The following is a 21,766-nucleotide window of genomic DNA, read 5'->3' on the forward strand; positions in this document are numbered from 1 at the left end:
CCACTCCCTGTTGCTGTACGATTGATTATTTTCCTGGCTTCGTTTTGTAGAAGCTGTAGAAGACGCTGATCAAGATGACGAGGACGATCGTACCGAGCGACATCCAGATTGGCATTTTGTAGACATCACCGAGAATCATCTTCGCTCCGATGAAGACGAGCATGAAGCTGAGACCGTGTTTCAAGTAATAGAAACGATCGATCAAGTTCGCGAGGACGAAGTAGAGACTACGGAGTCCAAGGATCGCCATGATGTTCGCATAGAAGATGATGAACGGATCACGCGAGTACGCGAAGCTTGCTGCGACGGAGTCGACGGCGAAGACGATATCCGATACTTCAATGAAGAGTAGAGCAATCAAGAGCGGCGTGAAGAACAGTTTCCCATCAATTCGTTTTGCGAACTTACCAGACGAGATGTCTTGCGTGATCGGTAAACGTTTCTCTAACCAACGAATCGTTTTGTTCTCTTCGAGCGACGTCTCTTGACCGATGTTCTTATACATCATCCAACCAGTGTAGACGAGGAACGCTCCGAAGATGTAGTAGACCCAAGCGAAGTTCTCAAGCAACGAAACACCAGCGACGATAAAGATGACGCGGAAGAAGATTGCACCAAGAATACCCCAGAATAAGACTTTGTGCTGGTACTTCAATGGAATCGCGAAGTACGCGAAGACAAGTGAGAAGACGAAAACGTTATCGATCGCGAGAGCCTTCTCGATGAAATAAACGCTCGTATATTCGACAGCAGCGGCGCTACCTTGGTCGAAGTAGAGCCAGCCTCCGAAAGCGACGGCAATCGCGATCCAGACGAACGTCCACGTCCAGGCCTCCCGAAGCGAAACTTCATGTGCCTTACGATGGAAGACTCCAAGGTCAAGGGCGAGCATGATGAAAACGATGGCTAGAAAAGCAATGAGTAGTGTCAACAGCGCTTCCTCCTTTAAGGTAATTGTTATCTTGAATTTATTATAAGGTCATGAGAACTTAAAAGTAAAGTAATAAATGTTCGGAATGTGCAATTGGTTAAAAAACAATCCCCGAAAGTGGACGAATGTATTCGAAGTGATGTGCAACGAAACGACATGAAACCCAGTTCCGAGAAGGGACTGGGTTTCATGCATGTGACTTTTAATTATAAAGTGATTTTTAAGGCATCATGATAAGGGAGGGAAATGCGGTACGACGTACGTTCCGAGTTCATCGATGACGTCTTCTGCTGATCGCTCACCGTCGAATAGGGCGAAGAATAAATGATTGACGCCAAGCTCGCGGTACAATTCCAGCAACTCGATCAGTCGATTGCGCCCGATCCGAAAACCGAGTCGAATCGGTGTCGCTTCTTCATTCGGATCCGCGGACAGGTCAAGATGCATCGGCATCGAAAACGGACGAAACGTTGTATCACCGGCTGCTTGACTCGCTGCACGCCATTGTTCGATGGCACGTGCTTGTTCGAACGGTCCTTGCGGATAATACATCCAGCCGTCGCCGTTTTTTGCGAGCCAGTCCATATCCTGCTGTGCGAAACCCGTGATCATCGTCGGGATTTTTTTCTTTGGTCGTGGCACGAGTGTCGCGCCACGGACTTCCCCATACGTCGAATCGATTTGCGGATAGTCTTCGTATAAGGCTTGTTCCATCACTTGCAGTGCTTCCTTGAACTGAGCACCACGACTTGGATGATCGACACCAAGTCCATGGAAGTCGGCTTGCCGGTCACCGGACGAGACACCGAGAATCAAACGTTCCGGGAACAACGCATCAATCGTCGCGACTTCCTTCGCAGAGCGTAACGGATGACGGAGCGGCAAGACGAGTGCTGACGTTCCGAGAGCAATCTGTTTCGTCTGGCTAAGGAGATGTGTCCCGTATATCAGCATGTCATAAATCTGTCCGACAGCAGGATCAAGGAAGTAAGGATCCTTCAATAGGACGTCACGTAACCAGAGCGTCGTAAAGCCATAATCCTCTGCTTTTTGTGCGAGCTCGACTTGATTGGCGAGCGTCGGCGTTCGCATCTTGAAATTTTCGAGCGGGACGTGGAGACCGAGCGTGAGCTCGCCCTCGCGGTACATCCGCTGATAACTTGTATGATCGTTCAACATAGTAGTCCTCCTTATTGATGTTCGAGACGACGTGAGACACCAGTCAAGATGACGGCAAGGATAACCATGATCCCGCCGACCCATGGCGTGTGGACAAGACCGATCGTATCGGTGACGAGACCACCAATCGTTGCTCCGAGTGCGATGCCGATGTTGAAGGCTGCGATATTCAAGGCAGATGCAACATCGACTGCTGCTGGGACATATTTTTCAGCCAACTGGACGATATAGAGCTGGAGTCCAGGCACGTTCATGAAGGCAAGAAGTCCCATCAAGATGATGCCGATGATACCAGCGACCTTGAACGGAATCATGAACGAGAGAGCGATCATGACGATGGCATGGAGAATGAACATATAGAACAACGCTTTAATCGGATTACCGTTCGCAAGTTTTCCGCCGACCGTGTTCCCGATTGCAACCGCGATTCCGTAAACGAGCAGAATGATACTGATTAAGCTTGGACTGATTTTCGTGACGTCCTGCATGATCGGTGTTAAATACGTAAAGGCGACGAACGTTCCACCGTAACCGAGGGCAGTGATTAAGAAGCCGAGCATCAAGCGTCCGTTCGTCAACAGTTTGAACATGTCGGAGAACTTAGCAGGTGGTGATTGTTTCAAGTCTTTTGGAATCAAGAAGAAGCTTGCGATGATCGCAATAATACCGAGTGCAGCAACTGCGAAGAACGTCGCGCGCCAACCGAATGATTGACCGATGAATGTCCCGAGTGGCACACCTGTGACTGTTGCGACCGTCAGACCTGTGAACATTAAGGCGATGGCACTCGCTTTTTTATGCTCCGGTACGAGCTGGACGGCAATCGTCGCACCGATTGAGAAGAAAACACCGTGCGAGAAAGCTGTGATGAAACGGGCGACGATCAACAATTCGAATGTCGGTGAAATCGCTGAGACGAGGTTACCAACGATGAAGACGACCATCAATGCCATCAGTAATATTTTTCGATTCATCCGGTTCGTCAGTGCCGTCAAGATCGGAGCACCGACGGCGACACCGATCGCGTAACCAGAGATGATGAGACCAGCGAGTGTGATGCCGATATTTAAGTCACCAGCGATCGCTGCGAGCAGTCCGACGGGAACGAATTCCGTCGTACCGATCCCAAAGGCGCTGATTGCTAAGGCAAGTAGGGCAAGTCCGCCGTTTCTTGGGACCTGTTCCTCCTGGACCTGTTGATTTAATTGATTCATGGGGATTCCTCCTAAAAATGATTTCAGTAGGGATCGTGTCCGGTGGGCCCGACCGAACGTGATCCGATTGACATGACCCCAGCATAACGGGGGTGCTTCCTTTCGGGAAGTACGTACTTTAAAGTGCGATAGGCACTTAAAAGTACCCTACTCCTCCTTTGAGATGCAAGGTCTAAAAGGAGGTTGTACTTTCCGTTAACAATTGCTATCATAAAGCCAGCCAATCCGCTTGGGAAGTACGCACTTTCAAGTACGGTAGGCACTAAAAAGTGCCTATGCTCTCAACGGAATCACGAAAGGATGGAACGAACATGCCATACAATATCCCAGTTGAAGCGACACTCGAAGTTATCGGTGGTAAGTGGAAGGTCGTCATCATGTGTCATTTGATTAAAGGCGAGCGTCGGACAAGTGAGCTTCGCAAGCTGATGCCGACGATCACGCAAAAAATGCTGACGCAACAATTGCGGGAGTTAGAAGAAGATGGCGTCATCATCCGGACGGTCTTTGAACAAGTCCCACCGAAAGTCGTCTATTCGTTATCCGAGTACGGCTGGTCGCTGAAGCCGATTCTTGACGCGATGTGTGCATGGGGAGAAGGACATATCGATTTGACGGGTGGAGAAGTCGTCTCGTCATGACGAATAAAAGTGAGTCTCGTCTGAGGCTCACTTTTTTGAGTACATCATATGCAGGGGGAGAAAAAGATGAAGCAACCAATCGTTCAATTTGATTCGATTACCGTTAATTTTGAGGATAAAGCAGGTAGACGCCAGTCAATCGATGAGTTTGCACAAGGATTCGAGCATGGCATCTTATTTTTCGGTCATCCACCGGAAACCAGCGACATCAAAGTTGTCCTTGATTTGAAGACGAACTTTGGTGAACGGACGTTTCGGTTTAACTTTTGCCGGATGGACCGGGCAATCGGTCATTATCTAATCGATGGGTTGGTTTGGAAATGGGTCATCTTGTGGGAATGGTATTACCAGGAGAGTTATCAATCGGGTGAGTCCTACCATATCAATCGTCCAAAGGAAGGACTTCGTGATTTTTATCGACAAATCGATGTACAAAATGAGACCTGTTCGAATGGTTATTTAGAGTCAGGCATTCACGAGGAGGACGTATCGTGTACGGATAGTTATACAAATTTTGAGAACCTAGATTGGGTCACCGAAGGAGATCCGATTAATACATTAGAACGGATGCGGAACCAAGGTGTCTTTTTCGAGTATTATTTTAAAACCTGGATTGATTTAGAGCATTCGTTGCCCGCGATTCGACGCGTCATGGATGAATTGTATGCACATACACCTGAATAATATTTGAATGAAACGAGCACCGCTCCCTCTGTCGTCGACAGAAGGAGCGGTGCTTTGGTTAGAACGCTTTGCGTTGACCTTTTAGAATCGTCTGCTGCAAGGGACCAAAGTCCCCTGGAACCGTCCGTTCCATGAACAGATACGGTTTTCCATCGACGATGAATTTGCGATCTCCAAGATAATCGAAGTGTCGACCGTCATCCTTTAATCTTCGCTTAACAGCTTGAATATGGTCTTCATGATGGATGAACCGCTCATTAAACGTCATGACGATGTTTCCTTTTTTGAATCCGAGTAAGAAGACATAGTAGAACCAATAGCCAACGAGACAAACACCAACGGCCAATAACAAATCAAACATGTGTGTCGAGCTCCTTTCGTATATACAGATTTTTACGAATATTTATGTAAAAAGATTCAATCAATTTCAATTAAAAGTAAAAAAGTATTCATCCGAAGATGAATACTCGTTATTTTTGAGCGATGTATCTCTTTTGATTGAAATCATATTTAAATTCAACGATCATCCAATCATCACCCGTAGGATTCCGATACGAGTAAAAGAGTGATGTCTGTTTTTCTGGATATTCGACTGTACTGTCATTATAGGCTTTTCCGATCTTAGAGTAATCTTCTGTACGGTGAGCCGTCATGACACCTAGCCCCTTGCCCGAAAGAATATGATCGAATTCAGCTATCGTCATGCCTGGTTTAAATTTCTTTCCTGGCAAGAGTCGTTTTTTCGAAGGCGTTTTAGGGGTGTATTCCTTTTGCACAAGATATAACGTGTGACCTTTTTGTTTCGTTTTGAAGATCAGGTGCATGCGCTGTAAAGACCAATGATCATTTTTTTCATCGTATGGATAAAATGAGAAAGCATATAAAGCATAGTCGTCTTTGATCTCATTCAATACTACCTTTTGATTGAGTGTCGTGACACCATGTTCTTTCTTTATGTATTTCTTATATGATTTTCCGTAGAGCGACTTTGCGACGTCTGTCGCGGTCATGCCGAGTTTTAGTTTTTTGTACGATGTATACTCCTTAGTCGCTGCATCGACAGAATGAGGTGCGAAAATAGCACCCATCATCGAAAGCGTGATCAGAAGCGCGAAGAGTACTTTCAACTGAATGAGGTGTGATTTTTTTGTATGTCCCATTATAAACGTGTCTCCTTTGACAAACGTATTAAAAACCGTGCGATTCTTTTCGTTTAAGATACAAGAGAAGTCCGAGGGTAATGAAAAACCCAATCGCACCTATGATTCCGATGAACAGGAAACCAATGAGATCATTACCGATATTCTTTTGAAAAAAATAGGATGAACCAAAAATCGCAGTGGTAATCATGAAAATATTGCGTAGATAGCGAAGTACTTGGACTATCATGGATAACCCTCTTTCTTAGTTTTTCGTTCGACGGATCTCGGTCGCGACAATCGAGTCCTTTGCAAACGTCACTTGAATCGTATCACCCGTCTGAATGGCAGCCGTGTTATCCGTTTTGCCATAGACGATCGTGTCCGTTGTGACGCGAATTTCTGTTAATGCATACTGCTCGTCCGGATGTTGTTCACTCGGAGCAACAAATAACGTATCCCCTGTAATTTTCTCGACGATTCGTGCATCGTTCTCGTGTGTACAGGCACCAAGCGGCATACTAAGGAATAAAATAAAAGCGAAAAGCCAACGACGTGTCGGCATGAACCAGGCACCTGCTTTCGTCAGTTAATAGGGTTAGATGAAATCGTATTATTATATAAATTTTACCAGTTGTGATACTGATTGATGCGAATTTAAAAAACTTTCTTACTCCAAAATAACAGGAATTCAGATCGAAATCAGCGTATGATTAAGGGAATACTATCATCTCGATATGAGGAGGCATTACGATGAAGGCAGCCATCTGTACCCGCTACGGATCCCCGGACGTCTTGCACATCACAGAGGTACCACGCCCGGTTCCAAAATCAAACGATCTACTGATTAAAGTACATGCATCTGCTGTCCATTCCGGAGATCGTCGCATGCGTTCGCTCGATGTTCCGCTGTTAGGGAAACTTCCAATGCTTCTAGCTGTCGGCTTTAAGCGACCGCGACAACCGATCCTTGGCGTCGTTCTTGCCGGTGAAGTCGTCGAAGTCGGTCAGGACGTCAAGCAGTTTCAAGTCGGAGACCGTGTCCATGCCTTGACGGGATTTGGCTTCGGTGGATACGCCGAATATGCGTGCGTGTCTGAGAAACGTTGCATTGCAAAAATGCCGCAGCACGCATCGTACACGGAAGCGGTCTGTCTCCCGTTCGGTGGTACGACGTCGCTTCATTTCTTCCGGAAACTCCAAATCGATCAGATGAAGACAATCTTGATTTACGGTGCGTCTGGCGCTGTCGGGACGGCTGCCGTTCAGATCGCCAAAGCAAAAGGGCTGCAGGTGACGGCTGTCTGTAGTGGACGAAACACGGAGCGGGTCAAAGCGCTCGGTGCCGATCACGTCATCGATTATACAAAGGACGGTTACGATGGATTGTTGCTGAAGTACGATGCCGTCTTCGATGCATCCGGAAAGATCAATAAGACGCAAGCGAAACGACACGTCAAACAAAACGGTGCCTTTGCATCTGTCGCGGGACAAGGTGTGGCGAAAGAACGGAAAGAGGATCTACACTATTTGAATGAATTGTTTGAAGCGGGACGATTTAAAGCCGTCATCGACCATATCTATTCCCTTGATGAGATCGTCGAAGCGCATCGTTATGTCGATACCGGGCAAAAATTCGGTAACGTCGTCGTGTTAATAGCAAACGAATGATTCATCGAACCACCTGGGTCAGGTGGTTTTTTTATGTTTATCCAATATATGTTAAAATGAAATAGGCTTTTTTAAGGATGGGGGATATAGCGATGATGAAACAGATTCATGCGTTTGAGACAAAAACGGACTATGACAAATACGAAGCGGTCACGCATCGCTTTCAAGCACGGTTAGACGAGTATCAAATGATCTTACAAGAGACGTATCAACTGATCGACGTGCCGAAAGGAATCGTTTGGACGTCAGCGGAACTCGCGACGACCGTGTTCTCGGACATTCCGATTCCAGCATTTACGAATAAGGACTTGATCTACATATCACCAGATGTTACAGAGTGGCGAACGTTATTTTTATCCCAACTCGACGGGAAGGACGTACCGCATATTCGAGCATTCTACGAAACGCTCGCGGAAGATCACGTCTTGACGATTGCTGGTCATGAACTGACGCATCACTTAGATTTGTTCGTTGATGAATTCGACGATGAGAGAGCAGACGGGATCTGGTTCGAAGAGGGAATGTGTGAGTACCTGCCCCGAAAGAATTTGTTGTCGGACGAAGCATTCAAGCGAATTACAACAATCGAGACAGAGCTGGTCGAGCTCTTTCAGGAGGAGTATGGAGCGCGCTCGATTGATCAATTTGGGAGTGCCTCCTATGCTGGTAGTCTGTCGAGTATCATGTTTGATTATTGGCGAAGCTTTCTCGCAATCCACCATCTCATCGAAGAGCGGTATGACGGGGACGTCTTACGTGTTTTCGAAGCATATCGGAACTGGCATGAACAGGGGCGGATCGTGCCGCTATCGGAATACTTCAATCTTCAGACGGTAAGACGCTAAGCTGTGTTTGTAGTGGAGGAGGGCTTATGAATCGTTACAGTATTCTTTCGTTATCTGCATTCATCTGCTTTTGTTTCTTCTTTTTCGTGATGAAGAGCGGAGTCAGTCTGAAAGGGTTTGGTACTGTCTATATCTTACTTCTGTTTATCATTCCGTTAGTCGGCGTATACACAGGGTACAAAACGAAGCACCGAATACTCAAGTGGGGATTCGTCGGTGTCCATCTCATTACGTTCTGCATGATGTCATATTTACTGTTACTGGCTTACGGTATTTCTGAGCCTTAAAAAGGTTAAACGAAAAGGTCAGTTGATTCCGAGTAAAAAAGAATCTTCTGACCTTTGCTAATATGTAGTGTGAAATTAGAAAGCATCACGTGATTTAGTCTCGCTTTGGCAAACTGGTCGTCGTGCCCATCTCGACGACGTGATCATCTTGAAGACGATACAAGAAATATTCCTCTTTTTGAAGTCCTTGCCCCTGTACTTTCACGGCAATTTGATAGCGTTTCTCTTTATCGCGGTGTTTGTCGTCATAAGCAGAGTGGAGTGAGACGACATGAGCTGGACCATATTTTTTCTCGACATAAGTCTCAACCTTAGTGCTGACGTGCTGCTCGAATCGTTCATCGTATCGGACGTCTAAGTAAAACAGCAGTCCACCTAGTAGGAGAAAGACAACCAAAACGTTGATTCCGATTTTTTTCAATTCATCACTTCCGATCGTTCCATAGCATTAAACCTAGAAAAGCTGTTACAGATGATCGGAGGACGATGCATCATAACAGCGATTGAATCATTAATTTGAAAATCTACATCATTTGAGTGATTGCTTTAGATATCGACTCCAACTAATTTAAGAATGATGATGATCGTGATAGCTGAGAGCGCAAAAGAACCGGCAAAAGCAAGCTGTTTTTTCAAAAGTATCTCCTCCTTATGAAAGGGTTACCATTATTATGACATTAAGTAATGTATCTGTAAAATTAATTCCAATTAAAACCGTGGATTTTCATCATAAAATTTTAGGAATAGATGACAACATCCCCACTCCTCGTTTTGTCAAGAGAGCAGGGATTTTTCATATTTCCTACATTCTACTTTATTAATAGTCGATGAATCGCCCTTGCCTCAGCATATGTCGATTCCTGTCCGAACCAACGATAAGTGAGAGTTGATAATGGCGAAGTTCCAGTGTCATTCAATAAAGCGATAGATAAATTATTCTTCCGATCAACGATTAAAAACTGTCCGCCTGATCCCACTCCCCATAACAGAGGATGTTTAGCATTTGATTCTAACCACCAAAGATATCCATATCCTGAAAAACGATCGACGTCCGAAATCTTAGAGTAAGCCATTGTACTCTCCTCAACCCACTTGATTGGAATAACGGATCGTCCTTTCCACTTACCATCTTGGGCATAAAGCGCACCAAATCGGGCAAGGTTTTCGGCAGACATATAAAATCGATACATCGGAATGGATGTTTCTTCATTCTTTTCATAAGTGACATGAGAAGGGCTGAATGTTTTCATGCCAACAGGCTTGGCGATCCATTGTTCAAAAGCATCTCCGATTTTCATTTTCGTCTCTTTCTCAAGAATAAGCCCCAACATGTTAAAATCCCAATTGTTATAGTAATAAAAACTTCCTGGAGTATGACTTTCACGTTTTGGACGTAAATCTTTCATTCGTTGTGATTCACCCAATGCGTTTAAGTAGATACCTGATCGTGCTTGTAATAAGTCCCGAATTGTTGCGGATTTCTCTTGTTTCGTTAAGGGTTGCTTGGAATCATCGACAGAGAGTTGTCCCAATGTCATATCCAAGTCTACTAACCTTTTTTCCTCTGCAATCCCAAATAGTGCACTGATGATGCTTTTACGAATAGAAGCAACATTATACAATTCGTTCGAAGAGCCGATGGATGCCACTTGTTGGGTATCCTGAATTGCATATAATGCGTCCGACTTATTGCGTTTCATCTGCTGTTGAAGACTTATCTTCAACTGTTCAGTATCTGCTTTACTTTGAAGTAAAATATTTTCATTATCTGTTTCGTTTTGTACGAAAGGGCGGGTAAGATAGACGAAAAGACTCCCAATTACTATTAGAGATAAAAATAAAAGAGTACGTTTCCTTCTTGACTTCATAGTTCAGTTCTCCTTCAATCAATGTTGTGATGACACTGATTGATTATCAACCTTCAAGTAACTTTAAGGTCAAGCTTTCTATAAAATATAGTTTAAAAGGAGAGATAACTTGAGTTTATTTAAAATTGGAGAGGCTGCAAAACAAAGTGGGATACCTGCATCGACACTACGTTATTATGATCAGATTGGTCTGATCCGTTCGCGTCAAATCGATCCACATAGTAAGTATCGATATTACACACAACACGACATCACACATATGAAAATCGTCCAGCATCTGCGCAGAATGAATTTTTCTCTTGAAGAAGTTCAACTTTTTTTAAACGAAAGAGATGTGAATCTTCAACTTGGATTGTTAGATAAGAAGAAACAAGAAATTAAGTTAAAGCGGTTGGCACTTCTTCAGACTGAGAAGGAAGTGCATCGCCGAATCGAATCTATAGAAAAGGAATTAATTTCATCAACAATCACGAAAAAGGATAGTTGGGAAATAGTAGTGAAACATTTTGATGAACGACCTATTCTATCGAAGCGAAAGATTTTCGACAGAGGGGGAATTGATATCTATCAAGACGCGTTTCTACAGTTACTCAAAGAAAATTCGTTTGAGGATGTACCCGTTACATCGCTCTTGTTACAGCATCATCATATCCAACTAAATGAAGAATTTTCTCACTTCGAAAGACATCTTCCAGAAATCGATTTAGAGGTAGGCGTGCTTCTTCCTTCCATGACATCCCCGTTTCAGAATGCGACTTTGCCTAGTGGTAGTTATGCTTGTATTGTGAGTAGAGGTATGGCGGGGAAGGAACGATTTCGTAAATTATATTCATTTCTACAAGAATGGCTTCAAGAAAATAACTATAAAGTCGAAGGACCATTAATTGACATCGTCTTAACAGACCTCACTCAGTTAACTGCGATTGATTATTCGGAAGATATACTTTCTGAAACTCAATTTCGTATTACACCAAATAATGCGTAGTGTGTAAGCAGCGTTCATCATGTAGTTAAATTATATATTTGTAAAATTAATTCTAAAATAAATCGCAATTTCTTATCGCAACGTTTCATAAAGAAAATGACAACATCCCTACTCCTTGGTTTGTCAAGGCAGTAGGGATGTTATTTTCATGTCCACCAATCCGGTGGAGTATATCTCGTTAAAAGATCTTTCTCGACGAGTCGCTGATTCACATAAGACGTGACGCTTGGAAGTAACGCATCCATGTTGGCAGGGTGCACCATGACCTCAACGGATGAACCGGGTGTGATTGAATCAAGTGTCGCAAACGAAACGCCCTCTCCATAAAACCGCTCATCGAAGCGATTCGTCAGCCAGAGATCCCGGTGCTTCTTGTTCCCCGCAGCACGGAACGTCGTTTGATATTCATTAGCGAGTTCGACGATGACAGAGTCGATCGCGGACCAGCCGTGGATATGATGGTGACTGTCTAAGTGGTGTAACGACAGCCCGGTAGCAAGAAAAGCTTCAATCTGGGCTTTCCATTCCAGGTAGACGTCTTCAGGATCCGGTGGCTCTTCCTTCAAAAAGCGACTCGTGAAACGAAACGTCCCGTCCTCCTTTGTTAACGACTGACTTGTCGAAGCGAGCGGTTTTCCCCAAGAGAGCACGAGATGTACGCCGACATGCAGGTCCGGGTGTTGCTGAGAAAGTCGAACAGCTTCTTCGACCGCATGTCCGTTCATCATCAGCGTCGTCGAATTGACGGGACCGTAAAGATGACTCTCGATGATGCCTTGGTTAATACCCGTCGTCAAACCGAAATCATCAGCATTGACGATTACACGCGTCTTAGGCATGTGCCGTGCCAGTCAGCGAGAGTGCTTGATCAAGCACTTGATCGCCCTTCATCAACCCGTATGCCATGTTGTCAATCACAGCAACCGGCACGTTAACTGCTGTACGGATTTTATTCTCGAGGTAGCGGACTTGCGGACCGATCAAGATGACGTCCATCGTCGTATGTTCCTTTAGTCGCGATTCGGGTACTGCTTCGATCGTTGCGTCAAGCCCTCGTGCTACGGCTTCCGTCCGCATTTTTTCTACTAAGATTGAAGTGGACATGCCTGCTGAGCAGACGAGTAAGATATTCATTTCGCTTCCTCCAGTCGATTGATTTTAGTGATCATGTCGATCATCTCGGTCACCAGTTCCTTGACCGTCATCGCCGTCATCAGATGATCTTGAGCGTGGACGAGTAGGACGCTCATCTCGTTGCTGGTTCCTCGTGCTTCTTCTTGTAAGAGTTCCGTTTGGAGTTTATGTGCTTCAAGAAACGAGGTTTCAGCTTCTTCCAGCTTTTCTTTTACGAGCGCAGCGTCGCTGCGTTTGGCAGCGGCGATCGCCTCAAACGCACTTGATCGTGCATTTCCGGCATGTAAGATGATCATGAACGATAATTGTTGGATTGATTCTGTTTTCAACTAATTTTCTCTCCTTCGTGGATGCTGACTTTATTTCGATTGATTTCGGCAGTCATGGCGCGTGCTCCTGCTACGACGAACGGGATGTAAATGAGTGTCGCGAGCGTCAAGTTGAACACCTGAAGTAGGACACCGCGGATGCTACCACCGGTGACAAGGTACCCGCTGATGATTGGTGGTGTCGTCCATGGTACGATAGCGACCGTCTTTGGAACCATTCCGGTTGATAATGCAACATATGAGACGACCGTCAAGACGACCGGTGCGAGAATGAATGGAATCAACATGACCGGGTTGAGCACGATCGGCATGCCGAAGATGACCGGTTCGTTGATGTTGAACAGCCCGGCTGGAGCAGATAGCTTAGCGACTTGATGATAGGGATGATTGCGTTGTTTACGGACGACGATGAAGATCGCAAGTAGTAGTGACAACGTCGTACCAGAGCCACCCATGAAGACGAACGCATCGAGGAACGGTTTCGTTACCGTGTACGGGACGTCATAGGCGGAGGCACCAGCTTGAAATGCAGCTAAGTTTTGTTCAATCAGCGGCAGGTAGATCGGCTCGATGACCGACCCGATGATGTTCGTGCCGTGTAATCCAAAAAACCATAGGACATGGTTCAATAGGGCGATGATCAGACCAGCGGCAAGCGAATCACCGAAGCCTTGAAGCGGTTGCTGGATTGCCTTGAAGATGACCTCAAAGATGCTGAGCTCGAGTTTCACTTGGATGAACAACTGGATCGCAGCAACGACCGTCAAGATGATCATCGAAGGAATCAAGGCTTGGAACGATCGGGTGACACCACCGGGCACACCCTCCGGCATCCGGATCGTCAGCTTCGTATGGATGAGAAGGCGGAATGCTTCCGTCACGAGGAGCGAGACAATGATGGCAACGAATAACCCTTGGGCACCGAGCCAAGCGAAGCTAAGTCCCCAGTCTTTCGTGACTGGAACAAGCATGACGTAAGACGCAATTGACAGGATACCAGCGGCGAGACCATCGATATCGTAGGACCGTGCCAAGTTATAGGCAATCGAGAAAGCGACCAATAAACCGAGAATCGCGAAGGAGGCATTCCAAATGTTGCCGCCAAGCCGTTGCCAACTGCCTTCACCAAAAGCATTGTTCATCGAGCCGACGAAATCGAGCGACCAGCTACCGAGCTGGATGGCAGGAAAGTTATTGATTAGAATCGCGAGTGAACCGACGATGATGAGCGGCATGACAGAGACAAAGCCGTCACGGATGGCGACAAGATGGCGCTGGGAACCGATCCGTCCGGCAATTTCAATGAACTTGTTCATGAGAGAACCTCCTTAAGCTGGAATTGGGGTAAGTACGGGTGATGCGCGCGAAACAGCTCTTCAAGTAAAGCGTCGATCCGTTTTTCGTCTTGGATCAATGGGTTCATCAGGGCAGCGAGGTAAGCATCCTCGTACTTCCCGGAAATGGCGGCTTGAATCGTCAGTTGCTCGAATGTCTTTAAGTTCGTGATCAGTCCACGGACGGAGAGTGGTAAGCTACCGATTGATAGCGGACGTGGCCCAGCTTTTGTGATGACGGCGTTGACCTCGATGACCGCATCTTCCGGTAAGTCACAGATCGTTCCTTGATTCAGCGTATTGACGGTTTGGATATCACCACGGTCGTTATAGAGCGAGTCCATTAAGTTACACGCTGCATCCGAATAATAGGCTCCACCGCGTTGTTCGAGCTCTTTCGGTTTCACGTCGAGTGACACGTCTCGGTACTGCTCAAATAGTCGGCGTTCGACTTCTTGAACGACTTCAGCGCGTGTCCCGTTCTCTTCGTAAGCTTGTCGATCTTTTGCGAGCACGTCACGCGTTTGGAAATAATATTGATGGTACGGGTTCGGCAACATCTTGATCGAATTCAGAAACGACTCGGACCAACCAAGTCCGACGATATTCGCTGGTGAGTAGTCGTTCCCTTGACTCAATGCGGAAAGAACGTCTTCTGTGCGGTCGACACCATTCACCGTGACTTGTCGACCAAAGATGAAGTGATTCAACCCGATAAATTCGATCGAGACGTGCTCGACGGGGGCATGTAGGATTTCAGCGACGGAGTTCCGCATGTTGAACGGGATGTTACAGACACCAATCACCTTCTGATGCTTGGAATGTTTTAGAAGTGCCTCGGTCACGATCCCTGCAGGATTGGTGAAATTAATTAACCAGGCGTCGGGACAGAGTTCCGCCATCTCGTCAGCGAGCTCAAGTAAGACGGGAATCGTCCGAAACGCCTTGAACATACCGCCAGCGCCATTCGTCTCTTGACCGATGAAGCCGTGCTTCAGTGGGATGCGCTCATCAAGCGCACGGGCCGCAAGACCACCGACCCGAATTTGCGTCGAAACGAAGTCGGCTCCACGGAGCGCTTCTCTTCGATCGAGTGTCCAACGAAGTGCGATCTTCACGTTAGACTTGTCAATCATCCGTTGTGCGAGTTTGCCAACGGTTTCGAGCTTTTCTTTTCCGTCTTCGATATCGACAAGCACGACCTCGTCGACCGGAAAGGAATGGTGACGCAAGATGAAGCCTTCGATGATTTCCGGTGTATAGCTGGAGCCTCCACCGATGATGACGACCTTGAGTGGCATGTTGTGAATTCCTCCTCATGAAAGCGATTTCTTTTTGTTGTAACAAATGTAACAAATAATACAACTTAGAGCAATATAAAAATACAAATAAAACAAATTATGATTTGTATTTGCATTTGTATGATGTCTGTATCACAATAAAGGCACAAAGGATTAGAGGAAGAGGTGGGGGTATGTCGCAATCGACGTTACAGACGGCAATCAAGGAAGAGTTACTGTCGCGAATCAAGAGAGGCTATTACGAAGAAGGGAAGAAGTTCCCGACGGAGTATGTACTTTGTGAAGAGTTCGATGTCAGTCGGACGACCGTTCGAGGTGCGTTGAACCAGTTGACGCTTGAAGGGTATCTGATTCGACAGCAAGGACGTGGGACGTTCGTCGCCGGTAAAAAAGTGCGGCAGACATTGTCGCATACACCGAACAATTACGCCGCTCAGTTAGCAGTGCAAGGTAAGCGGGGCGAGGTGTCTTTGATTCAATTATCCGTCGTCTCTGCGACCGACGTCTTAACGGAAGTCTTTCCTGTAGAAGAGCAAGCGCCCATTCAGAAGATTGAACGGATTCGTCATGCAGATGGTGAACCGACACAATATGAAATCTCATTCATCCCCTGGTCGATTGCTCCAGGGATTACGAAGGAACAAGCGGAGCATTCGTTGTTCGATACATTAGCAAAAGTTTTCGACATTCAGGTAGCGAAAACGACAGAGTCACTCGAAATCGTCCTAGCGGATGAAGCGATCAGTAGTCATCTGAAATGTCCAGTCAATGCGCCATGTTTCTACATCGAAACAGTAACGGAGGATCAGGAAGGTCGAATCATCGAGTATTCACGATCCTACTTCCGCGGCGATAAGACAAACTTCGTGATTGAACGTTCGTATCGTTAAATGGAATAGCGCTGTTGTTGAGAAGCGCGAAAAGAGGTTGAATCCATTCAGACATCGGAATGGATTCAACCTCTTTTGACGTCATCATTTTGTTTCAACTTACATCATGCTAAGTAATAGTTGAGGCTGTTGGGAGAGTAAATAATCGTTTTCGACGTAGCGATGATAGGACAATGACGAATCGTTCATATGAAAGAGCGTCAACTGTCGACTCTCGAAGTCGACTTCTTCTATGTAGACAAGTTCTGTAATGCCACCGGAGTGATGGGGAGGAAGCAGTTTTAAGGATAATCTCTCCCGTAAAGCGATGAATAATATGACTTCCATTTTGTAAGTCATAGGAACAGAAGCATCATGGTAAAGATGAATGGATGAATCGATGGAAAGGCAAATCGGCCGGTTCATGGTGTGTAACGGTGCAGGATGAGTCATTTCTTTTTGAAGGTGCTGCATGGTGGACCTCCTTGTAATAAGAACGTATGTTCATATTATGTGGTGTAGATCCATTTTTTGCAATCTTATTTAACGGCAATGACTTATGAATGTGTTGTCCATCATCGTTCAAGTTGCATTGTCAGAGATAGTACCACGCTTTTCATAAAAAGGATGCTGATATTCTCATATATCTTGGGATAATCGAATCATATCGGTACACCGGATTCCATTTTCGATGATTTCCTCTTAATAGTGTCTCAAGAAAAAGTTCATGTCGATTCCGATTCGATTGTTTGCGGTCTTGTCGGGAGAAGTACATACACGCCGATCCATTGTTCATTGTTTTCAGCAACGAAACAATGACCTCTTTTTACATAGTTTTCGACTAACTTCAGAGACGGGTCCGCCGCTAGCAAGAGCTCCATCGGAGGAGTCTCATGGATGGACAATTGATGAATATCTACATTCATAACTGTATACTCCTTACATTTTAAGATTAATTAGCGAACCACTATTTTTATTTCCTTTAAACGTACTATCATTTAATAAAAACCAGCATCTGATAAATAATCAGGTGCTGGTTTCATATTGTAAAGAGTCAATACCCAAGACAAATAAGTTTTTTTAACTCGGCATATGTTGAAGTTCATTATAAAGAACGTAGCTTCCTGAGGGAATGTCTTTTGCGCGATACATGGCGAGATCCGCGTGCTGTAGCATCTCGAGCATACTCGAGGCATCCGTCGGATAGCAGGAGATACCGATGCTTGGCGGACAAGAAATCATATGATTGGCAATCTCATAAGGTGCTTGTAACGTGCTCAACAACTGATTTGCAATACGATGAAGTTGTTCGTATGATTTAACATTCTTTAAAAGTAATGTAAATTCATCACCGCCTTGCCGTGCCATCATGTCAAAATCCGCATCGAATGATTGTAGTCTTCTAGCGACCGCTTTCAATAATTGGTCACCGACATCGTGTCCAAGAGTATCGTTGACTGCTTTGAATTGATTTAAATCCATGAAAAATAAAGACACATTTGATGGAGGATGAAAAGAATCACTTTTAATGAGCTTTAACAGGCGTTCTTCGAACGCAAGGCGATTGAATAATCCTGTCAACGCATCATGATAGGCAAGGTATTGAATACGTTGTTCATTTCGCTTTATTTCAGTCACATCCTTACCGATACCGAAGATTCCAACAATTTCGTTTTGGACGATGATTGGAACATTGGTGATGTTCATATACATACTGGAACCGAATGCATTTTCAATAACGGTCTCATAACTTCGGGGCATACCTTTAAATACTTCCTTTAGTTCTTCTGCGACCGTCATCCGATGTGTATCTTTGACATAGCGAAGGCTATTTTGACCCATCAAGTCGGTCTTAGAGACGCCGAGAAGATCGCTACAGGCAGTATTCGCACTATCAAATTGACCTTTAAGGTCAGTTGAGTACACTGGATCTGGATGATATTCGAACAAGGATTTATACCGTTCTTCACTTAATTCAAGCGTTTGTGCTTGATCGTAGTAGCGCCGGACTAACTTATGATTCTCGACAATGATTAAGACTTGCCGAGTGATGACGAGTAAAATGGAGAGTCCTGAACCAACTGTCACGATATCGAAACTACGCGAATGAAAACCCATGAAGACGAACAGAATCAAGACTCCTCCATAAGGCGTGAGCATTTGAAAAATATTTAACTTTTCAGGATGAGTTGTTGACGTTGTACATATAGTATTTGGCTGATGTTGAAGACCTGCAAAAGCTAAAACGATCATTGCTATGATGAACAGAGGATCAATTAAACTACCTGAGATGTATGTGTCTTGAGCAATCAAATACAAGTAAACAGAGTCAGCGATTGCTTGTATCGTGACGGCTGCGATAATGAGATACATAGATAAACTTTTATCCTTACTCGTAAGGTTAAAGAATAAAAAGGAAGCGGCGACTAACATGCCCAAGTCTCCTAAAGGGTAGATTAGGGAGACAATGAGAGCATTCATGGTTGCCCCACTCGTATCCAAAATAGGCTCGATTAAAAAGTGCCAAGAGAAGGTACTCGCAACGACTAAAATAATCATGACATCGAATAAAAATGAAATGCGTTGCTGTATAGCTGCATCCTTCAAAATTTTGTAAATCAGAGCGTAAAGCAGGAAGATAACTTGTAGAATGTAAAACACGTCTGGCCATCCTGGAAACGCCACGTTTTTGTGAAAAATATTTTCTGTGAAAAACCAAATCAATTCGGCGATTAAATAACAAAAGGTGCCGAAAGTGATAAGTAACCAGAACTTACGATCATTTGAATCAGCCCATTTGATAGCAATCCTCAAGTAGAGAAGGGCGATCAACAATCCTGCAATTGAAAAAATATTTCCCCCTAGTGCTTCAAGAAATTGAGAATCAGAAAAAGTGACAATCCATCCATAATAGCCTAAAGCATAAAGTAGAATGATGAGGATAAAGCTTTTAGGTTGTTTAAACATGCTATTCTTATACTCCTTCTTATCATATTCACTTAGTATACAATGAGCTTATTTTTTGAAAAGAATTTGTTTATAAAACAGGTCTATACTGGTTTATCAGCAGAGCATCTTAAAATTATTCCTTAAGATCAAGATAGAAAAATAAGTCGCCATCATAAAGTGCATGACATAAATGATCAAACGTCATCTACGGCATGCACTTTAAAATTTTTAGAGAGATGTGGTCTTCAAAACATCTTGTGTTTGAAGCAATGTAACAAATGCGTCAAAATCGATTGGACGAGAGAATAAGTAACCTTGACCGATCGTACATCCGTAAGAAGTAAGAACCTCTTTTTGTTCAATCGTTTCGATTCCTTCCGCTACGACGGTTAAATTAAGATTCAAGCCGAGCTCGATGATCGTCTTGACCATAGGCGATTTTTGATTAGAAAGCAGGCGAACGATAAATGACTTATCGATTTTCAATGTATCAATCGGAAGTTGCTCGAGTACACTCAAGGACGAATACCCTGTTCCAAAGTCATCGATGGATGTTTTAATCTGCGAGGTCTTCAAACATTGCAAAATCGAAACGCTCTCTTTGATGTTTTGAACAATGCTCTCTGTAATCTCAAGTTCGAGCCACTGCGAGTCAAGAGATGTCTCCTCGAGAATCTCGATGACACGCCGGCAGAAGTTTGGACTCTGAAATTGAAGAACAGAAACGTTGACCGATAGAAGTAAGGGTTCGAATCCTAAAAGCTGAAGTTGTTTACTTTGGTAAGTCGCAGTGAATAGGACCCACTCTCCGATTTCATTGATCAGACCTGCTTCTTCAGCGATTGGGATGAACTCAGCTGGTGAAATCCACCCTAACTTTGGATGATGCCAACGGAGCAATGCTTCCATACCAACGATTCTCCCAGAACGAAGATTGACTTTAGGTTGATAGTAGACGCTCAATTGATGCTCACGTATCGCATTTCGTAAATAAGATTCAATTTCAAGCTTTCGTACTAAGTTGGATTGAAGTTCAGTTCCATAGGAAACAAATGCATAATTTCCATTCTGTTTAGCTTGATAAAGAGCTTCAGCTGTATGAGCCTGTATTTCTTCGATCGTCAAACTTTGGTCAGGAAATACACTGACACCACCATGCGCTACAATATTCAATTCTAGCTCCTTCAAACGGATAGGAGCTGCAAGATGAATAAGTATCTTTTCATTCACAACAGTGATATTAGATCTCTCTGTTTTCAGAAGCACAATCATAAACTCATCTTCACTGTACCGATACATTTTAAAATTCTCTTTCAGTACATGTTTTAAGCGGAAAGATACTTCTTTCATGATCTGTTCTCCAACATGATGCCCGAAAATATCTGTGTACATCCGCACTCGTTCTACTTGAAGCAATATGAAGGCAAGCGGTGCGTGTTCATCTTTGAGGCTATTTTTGGTGTCTTGTAAAAATGATGCACGATTACCTAAGCTCGTTAATGGATCGATATATGCGATTTGGTTTAATTCAGCTAATAATTCACTATTTTTCATGACAGTAAAAGCTTGTCTAATGATGATAAGAAAAAAAATCATGATCCATCCTGTACTTAAGGCATTTAAATTCCAGGCATAACTTTGCATCATTAGGATGGAGAGGATCAAGATGCTCGAATAAGGAAAGATAAATTCTTTTTTAGTTGAGACATTAAGAGCAAATGGATCAATCATATTTCCTTGTCTAGGCTCTTTTTCATGATATCGAGCGGTGTAACCGATAAATAGTAATGCGATAGTCCAAATCAAATCGACACTGCCACCTGATATATAGCTATTCTTAATTGTAAATTGTGCAAAAGTGATATCTCCGATGACTTGTAAAAATAAACCGATGATGAGATAAGTCAAATATGCATTTCGTTTGTTGAATAGAATTAAATAATAAAGCGTGATGATAAAAAAAAGAATTCCTAAATCGGCAATTTGGAAAAGAAACGTGTGGGCGATGTACCACAAAGACTGCTGATTAATCTGATAAAGCGGATAAAGCAGGTAATGATAACTAATTGAAGTCGCGGCTATCATATAAATCATTGTATTAAAGAAGAATGCCGAGTTTGAAAATTTTCTCGTTTGATTCATAAGTTGATTTAACAGGGCAGCAAAGTAAAAAAAGTAAGAGCAGACCCAAGTTAAAGATGATAAGTCCGGTGTATTTATGACATGATTCGTAACAAGTAAGATGATCCAAACAAGTGTGCCAAGGGCAGAAAAACTTGTTCCAAGACCTAAAAACATCCAAAAACGTCTAGCGGATTCATTCTTGAGATAACTTTTTATGATCCAACTCGTACTTAAAATACCGACAAACAACTGGACCGTGTTTAATAGAACCAATCGCATCCA

The 21,766-nt window shown here is 44.1% G+C and carries 24 protein-coding genes and 1 pseudogene; 7 read left to right on the top strand and 18 right to left on the bottom strand.

What is annotated here, in order from left to right:
• Window positions 1-25 precede the first annotated feature (25 nt).
• The 3 genes from ACZGCQ_RS04090 to ACZGCQ_RS04100 form a co-directional block, all read right to left on the bottom strand.
• Entirely contained in the window at window positions 26-931 is a 906-nt protein-coding gene (locus tag ACZGCQ_RS04090) for a TerC family protein (protein WP_053453169.1), read from the bottom strand.
• A gap of 228 nt (window positions 932-1,159) precedes the next feature.
• Window positions 1,160-2,110, bottom strand: coding sequence for a TIGR03571 family LLM class oxidoreductase (locus ACZGCQ_RS04095; protein ID WP_481265533.1), 951 nt, complete (start codon window positions 2,108-2,110; stop codon window positions 1,160-1,162).
• Window positions 2,111-2,121: 11 nt separating this feature from the next.
• Entirely contained in the window at window positions 2,122-3,324 is a 1,203-nt protein-coding gene (locus tag ACZGCQ_RS04100) for an MFS transporter (RefSeq protein ID WP_481265534.1), read from the bottom strand.
• Window positions 3,325-3,635: 311 nt separating this feature from the next.
• Here ACZGCQ_RS04100 and ACZGCQ_RS04105 point away from each other — a divergent pair, with 311 nt between their 5' ends.
• Entirely contained in the window at window positions 3,636-3,965 is a 330-nt protein-coding gene (locus ACZGCQ_RS04105; RefSeq protein ID WP_023468096.1) for a winged helix-turn-helix transcriptional regulator, read from the top strand.
• A gap of 66 nt (window positions 3,966-4,031) precedes the next feature.
• The gene (locus ACZGCQ_RS04110) at window positions 4,032-4,649 is read left to right on the top strand and encodes a hypothetical protein (protein WP_481265535.1); all 618 of its coding nucleotides are present in this window, start codon (window positions 4,032-4,034) and stop codon (window positions 4,647-4,649) included.
• 58 nt (window positions 4,650-4,707) lie between these two features.
• Here the strand turns inward: ACZGCQ_RS04110 and ACZGCQ_RS04115 are convergent, their stop codons facing one another.
• The 4 genes from ACZGCQ_RS04115 to ACZGCQ_RS04130 all read right to left on the bottom strand — a co-directional run bounded on the left by ACZGCQ_RS04115 (window position 4,708) and on the right by ACZGCQ_RS04130 (window position 6,353).
• Window positions 4,708-5,010 (bottom strand): hypothetical protein, encoded by a 303-nt coding sequence (locus ACZGCQ_RS04115; protein WP_481265536.1) that lies wholly within the window; start codon window positions 5,008-5,010, stop codon window positions 4,708-4,710.
• Window positions 5,011-5,119: 109 nt separating this feature from the next.
• Window positions 5,120-5,809 (bottom strand): hypothetical protein, encoded by a 690-nt coding sequence (locus tag ACZGCQ_RS04120; protein ID WP_481265537.1) that lies wholly within the window; start codon window positions 5,807-5,809, stop codon window positions 5,120-5,122.
• Window positions 5,810-5,837: 28 nt separating this feature from the next.
• Entirely contained in the window at window positions 5,838-6,038 is a 201-nt protein-coding gene (locus ACZGCQ_RS04125; protein WP_481265538.1) for a hypothetical protein, read from the bottom strand.
• A gap of 15 nt (window positions 6,039-6,053) precedes the next feature.
• Window positions 6,054-6,353: a hypothetical protein gene (locus tag ACZGCQ_RS04130; protein ID WP_481265539.1), complete on the bottom strand. Its 300-nt coding sequence runs from the start codon at window positions 6,351-6,353 to the stop codon at window positions 6,054-6,056.
• A gap of 188 nt (window positions 6,354-6,541) precedes the next feature.
• Between ACZGCQ_RS04130 and ACZGCQ_RS04135 the strand changes: the two genes are divergently transcribed.
• The 3 genes from ACZGCQ_RS04135 to ACZGCQ_RS04145 all read left to right on the top strand — a co-directional run bounded on the left by ACZGCQ_RS04135 (window position 6,542) and on the right by ACZGCQ_RS04145 (window position 8,591).
• The gene (locus ACZGCQ_RS04135; protein ID WP_481265540.1) at window positions 6,542-7,459 is read left to right on the top strand and encodes an NAD(P)-dependent alcohol dehydrogenase; all 918 of its coding nucleotides are present in this window, start codon (window positions 6,542-6,544) and stop codon (window positions 7,457-7,459) included.
• 92 nt (window positions 7,460-7,551) lie between these two features.
• Window positions 7,552-8,304 (top strand): collagenase, encoded by a 753-nt coding sequence (locus tag ACZGCQ_RS04140; RefSeq protein WP_251137834.1) that lies wholly within the window; start codon window positions 7,552-7,554, stop codon window positions 8,302-8,304.
• 26 nt (window positions 8,305-8,330) lie between these two features.
• Entirely contained in the window at window positions 8,331-8,591 is a 261-nt protein-coding gene (locus ACZGCQ_RS04145; protein ID WP_481265541.1) for a hypothetical protein, read from the top strand.
• 94 nt (window positions 8,592-8,685) lie between these two features.
• Here the strand turns inward: ACZGCQ_RS04145 and ACZGCQ_RS04150 are convergent, their stop codons facing one another.
• Together ACZGCQ_RS04150 and ACZGCQ_RS04155 are read right to left on the bottom strand one after the other, a co-directional pair.
• A complete protein-coding gene (locus tag ACZGCQ_RS04150) occupies window positions 8,686-8,988 on the bottom strand; it encodes a hypothetical protein (RefSeq protein WP_481265542.1) in 303 nt (100 codons plus the stop codon).
• 412 nt (window positions 8,989-9,400) lie between these two features.
• Entirely contained in the window at window positions 9,401-10,459 is a 1,059-nt protein-coding gene (locus ACZGCQ_RS04155; protein WP_481265543.1) for a serine hydrolase domain-containing protein, read from the bottom strand.
• Between the two features lie 109 nt (window positions 10,460-10,568).
• On the opposite strand from ACZGCQ_RS04155, the gene ACZGCQ_RS04160 reads away from it, so the two are divergent.
• Complete coding sequence (locus ACZGCQ_RS04160) at window positions 10,569-11,444, top strand: MerR family transcriptional regulator (protein ID WP_481265544.1); 876 nt, start codon at window positions 10,569-10,571, stop codon at window positions 11,442-11,444.
• 146 nt (window positions 11,445-11,590) lie between these two features.
• Here ACZGCQ_RS04160 and chbG read toward each other — a convergent pair whose 3' ends face one another.
• From chbG to ACZGCQ_RS04185, 5 genes are read right to left on the bottom strand one after another with little or no spacing between them, the layout of a single operon-like run.
• Complete coding sequence (gene chbG, locus ACZGCQ_RS04165) at window positions 11,591-12,283, bottom strand: chitin disaccharide deacetylase (RefSeq protein WP_481265545.1); 693 nt, start codon at window positions 12,281-12,283, stop codon at window positions 11,591-11,593.
• Window positions 12,276-12,578: a PTS sugar transporter subunit IIB gene (locus tag ACZGCQ_RS04170; RefSeq protein WP_047390543.1), complete on the bottom strand. Its 303-nt coding sequence runs from the start codon at window positions 12,576-12,578 to the stop codon at window positions 12,276-12,278. Before ACZGCQ_RS04170 ends, chbG begins: the two co-directional genes overlap by 8 nt.
• Window positions 12,575-12,907 carry a PTS lactose/cellobiose transporter subunit IIA gene (locus tag ACZGCQ_RS04175; protein WP_481265546.1) on the bottom strand — a complete coding sequence of 111 codons (333 nt, stop codon included), beginning with the start codon at window positions 12,905-12,907 and terminating at the stop codon, window positions 12,575-12,577. The genes ACZGCQ_RS04170 and ACZGCQ_RS04175 overlap by 4 nt, the downstream gene beginning before the upstream one ends.
• Entirely contained in the window at window positions 12,904-14,223 is a 1,320-nt protein-coding gene (gene celB / locus ACZGCQ_RS04180) for a PTS cellobiose transporter subunit IIC (RefSeq protein WP_481265547.1), read from the bottom strand. The genes ACZGCQ_RS04175 and celB overlap by 4 nt, the downstream gene beginning before the upstream one ends.
• Window positions 14,220-15,542 carry a 6-phospho-beta-glucosidase gene (locus ACZGCQ_RS04185; RefSeq protein ID WP_481265548.1) on the bottom strand — a complete coding sequence of 441 codons (1,323 nt, stop codon included), beginning with the start codon at window positions 15,540-15,542 and terminating at the stop codon, window positions 14,220-14,222. The genes celB and ACZGCQ_RS04185 overlap by 4 nt, the downstream gene beginning before the upstream one ends.
• A gap of 173 nt (window positions 15,543-15,715) precedes the next feature.
• On the opposite strand from ACZGCQ_RS04185, the gene ACZGCQ_RS04190 reads away from it, so the two are divergent.
• Window positions 15,716-16,432: a GntR family transcriptional regulator gene (locus ACZGCQ_RS04190; protein ID WP_058703449.1), complete on the top strand. Its 717-nt coding sequence runs from the start codon at window positions 15,716-15,718 to the stop codon at window positions 16,430-16,432.
• 99 nt (window positions 16,433-16,531) lie between these two features.
• Here the strand turns inward: ACZGCQ_RS04190 and ACZGCQ_RS04195 are convergent, their stop codons facing one another.
• The 4 genes and pseudogenes from ACZGCQ_RS04195 to ACZGCQ_RS04210 all read right to left on the bottom strand — a co-directional run bounded on the left by ACZGCQ_RS04195 (window position 16,532) and on the right by ACZGCQ_RS04210 (window position 21,733).
• Complete coding sequence (locus ACZGCQ_RS04195; RefSeq protein ID WP_481265549.1) at window positions 16,532-16,759, bottom strand: hypothetical protein; 228 nt, start codon at window positions 16,757-16,759, stop codon at window positions 16,532-16,534.
• 291 nt (window positions 16,760-17,050) lie between these two features.
• A pseudogene (locus tag ACZGCQ_RS04200) lies at window positions 17,051-17,337 on the bottom strand (hypothetical protein).
• 154 nt (window positions 17,338-17,491) lie between these two features.
• Window positions 17,492-19,378: a DUF4084 domain-containing protein gene (locus tag ACZGCQ_RS04205; RefSeq protein ID WP_481265550.1), complete on the bottom strand. Its 1,887-nt coding sequence runs from the start codon at window positions 19,376-19,378 to the stop codon at window positions 17,492-17,494.
• Between the two features lie 210 nt (window positions 19,379-19,588).
• On the bottom strand, window positions 19,589-21,733 hold the full coding sequence (locus ACZGCQ_RS04210) for a putative bifunctional diguanylate cyclase/phosphodiesterase (protein ID WP_481265551.1): 2,145 nt from the start codon (window positions 21,731-21,733) through the stop codon (window positions 19,589-19,591).
• Between the last annotated feature and the right edge of the window lie 33 nt (window positions 21,734-21,766).

This window comes from Exiguobacterium sp. HSB13 (assembly GCF_056764755.1).